Annotated in this window: 2 protein-coding genes; both read left to right on the forward strand. The window is 63.1% G+C overall.

Annotation, left to right across the window (positions count from 1 at the left end; genetic code table 11):
- Nucleotides 1-67 precede the first annotated feature (67 nt).
- Entirely contained in the window at nucleotides 68-1,696 is a 1,629-nt protein-coding gene (locus tag ENZ75_RS27285; RefSeq protein WP_013532697.1) for an alpha-D-glucose phosphate-specific phosphoglucomutase, read from the forward strand.
- 199 nt (nucleotides 1,697-1,895) lie between these two features.
- Nucleotides 1,896-2,836: alpha-amylase family glycosyl hydrolase (locus tag ENZ75_RS27290; protein ID WP_245481258.1), on the forward strand; the 941-nt coding region annotated here is incomplete at its 3' end.

Here is a 2,836-nt window from a genome sequence, read left to right on the forward strand (position 1 = left end):
GGACAAGAGCGCGGAAAAATACGTCGAACTCTATCGTTCGCTGCTTTCGAAAAGGGTTGCCTGAAGCATGATACGGACCGTTCCCACCAAGCCTTATTCCGACCAGAAGCCCGGCACGTCGGGCCTGCGCAAGAAGGTGCCTGTCTTTCAGCAGGAGCACTATGCCGAGAATTTCATCCAGTCGATCTTCGACGCGCTCGACGGTTTCAAGGGCAAGACCCTGGTGATCGGTGGCGACGGCCGCTTCTACAACCGCGAGGTCATCCAGAAGGCCATCGCCATCGCAGCCGCCAACGGCTTCGGCAAGGTGATGGTCGGGCAGGGCGGCATCCTGTCGACGCCAGCCGCTTCGCATGTCATCCGCAAATACAAGACCTTCGGCGGCATCATCCTGTCGGCCAGCCACAATCCGGGCGGCCCGCATGAGGATTTCGGCATCAAGTACAATGCCGGCAATGGCGGCCCGGCGCCGGAAAAGCTCACCGACGCGATCTTCGAAAAGACCAAGGCGATTTCGAGCTTCAAGATCGCCGATATCGATCCGATCGACATCGACACAACAGGCACGGTCAAGGCCGCCGGCATGACGGTCGAGATCATCGATCCGGTCGTGGACTATGCCGCGCTGATGGAAAGCCTGTTCGATTTCGACGCCCTGCGCAAACTCTTCAAGTCCGGCTTCCGCATGCGCTTCGACGCCATGCACGCGGTGACCGGTCCCTACGCCAAGGAGATCCTGGAAAACCGGCTCGGCGCGCCCAATGGCACCTGCCGCAATTTCAAGCCGCTGCCGGATTTCGGCGGCCATCACCCGGACCCTAACCTCGTCCATGCCAAGCACCTCTATGACGAGATGATGGGACCGGACGCACCGGATTTCGGCGCCGCCTCGGATGGCGATGGCGACCGCAATCTGATCATCGGCAAGGGCATTTTCGTCACCCCGTCGGATTCGGTCGCCATGCTCGCCGCCAATGCGCGTCTGGCGCCCGGCTACAAGGCCGGTTTGAAAGGCATTGCACGCTCGATGCCGACCAGTGGCGCGGCCGATCGCGTTGCTGAAAAACTCGGCGTCGGCATCTATGAGACTCCGACCGGCTGGAAATTCTTCGGCAATCTGCTCGATGCCGACATGGCGACGATCTGCGGTGAAGAGAGTGCCGGCACCGGCTCCAACCATGTCCGCGAAAAGGACGGCCTGTGGGCGGTGCTTTTGTGGCTCAACATCCTCGCCGCGCGTGGCGAAAGCTGCAAGCAGATCGTCACCGAGCACTGGGCGACCTACGGTCGCAACTACTATTCGCGGCATGATTATGAAGAGGTCGAGAGCGACCGCGCCAACGCGCTGGTCGACGAACTGCGTGCCAAGCTCGGCTCGCTGCCTGGCACCAGCGTGCGCGGCCTGAAAATCGCCAGTGCCGACGATTTTGCCTATCACGATCCGGTCGACGGTTCGATCAGCGAGCATCAGGGCATCAGGGTTCTGTTCGAAGGTGGTTCGCGGGTCGTCTTTCGGCTGTCCGGCACCGGCACGTCGGGCGCGACGTTGCGCGTCTACATCGAGCGCTACGAGCCGGACAAGTCTCGGCACGATCTCGACACCCAGGCCGCCCTTGCCGATCTGATTGCCGCGGCTGACGATATTGCCGGGATTCACAGCCATACCGGCCGCCCCAAGCCGAGCGTGATCACTTGAGAGTGGCTGCGCGCGTTTCACCTTCTCCCCTTGTGGGAGAAGGTGGCCGAGCGAAGCTCGGTCGGATGAGGGGTGCTCCAGCTTGGCGCAAACCGATGTCCAGATCACTAACGCCGCGTTCCTTTCAACACCCCTCATCCGTCTCGGCGCTGCGCGCCGATCCACCTTCTCCCGCGAGGGGAGAAGGTGAGGCGCGGGCATGACCCAGCTCGGCGCCACAGTCACCCGCGAAGGCATCCGCTTTGCCGCCTGGTCGCAGGCCGCCCGTCGGCTTTGGGTCTCGATCTTCGACGAGCAGGGCATGCGGGAAATCGAACGGCTCGAACTGCAGCGGGAAGGCGAGGGCGTCCACGCGCTGTTCGTTGCAGGTCTTGGCTCCGGAACCCGCTACGGTTTCCGCGCCGACGGGGACTATGCGCCGGAGCATGGACTGTGGTTCGACCCCGACAAATTGCTGACCGATCCCTACGCCGTCGAGATTGACAGGCCTTATGCCTATGACTGGCGGCTGGCCGATCGCCGGGGCGAGGGGGGCGATACCGCGTCGCTGATGCCGAAGGCGATCGCGGCTGCGCTACCGAAGCCTGTGCAGGCTGCGCCGCCGCTCTTCCGCGCCGGCGGCCTGGTCTACGAAATTCCGGTGCGCGCCTTCACCATGCTGCATTCGGACGTTCCCGAAAAATTGCGCGGAACAGTCGCCGCACTTGCTCAACCGGCGATCGTCGAGCACCTGAAAAAACTCGGCGTTGGCGCGGTCGAATTGATCCCGGTGACCGCGTCGATCGACGAACGGCATCTGCCGCCGCTCGGGCTGCGCAACGCCTGGGGCTACAATCCCGTGACGTTCATGGCCCTCGATCCGCGCCTTGCGCCGGGCGGCATCATGGAACTGCGAAACACGGTCGCTGTGCTGCGCCAGGCTGGTATCGGCGTCATCCTCGACCTCGTCTTCAACCACACCGGCGAGAGCGACAGGCTTGGTCCCACGCTGTCGCTGCGCGGCTTCGACAACCAGGCCTACTACCGGCACACACCTGATGGCAGGCTGGCCAACGACACCGGTACCGGCAACACAGTCGCTTGCGACCATCCTGTGGTCCAGGAGATGGTCCTCGACACGCTTCGCCCTTTCGTCAGGGA

Origin of the sequence: Mesorhizobium sp. M7A.F.Ca.CA.002.04.1.1 (genome assembly GCF_004022805.1) — a bacterium.
In the GTDB taxonomy this organism is placed as follows: domain Bacteria; phylum Pseudomonadota; class Alphaproteobacteria; order Rhizobiales; family Rhizobiaceae; genus Mesorhizobium; species Mesorhizobium ciceri.

What these genes read in the sequence shown, in the direction of transcription:
- ENZ75_RS27285 (WP_013532697.1), top strand. Translation starts at nt 68, where the DNA reads ATGATACGGACCGTTCCCACCAAGCCTTATTCCGACCAGAAGCCCGGC.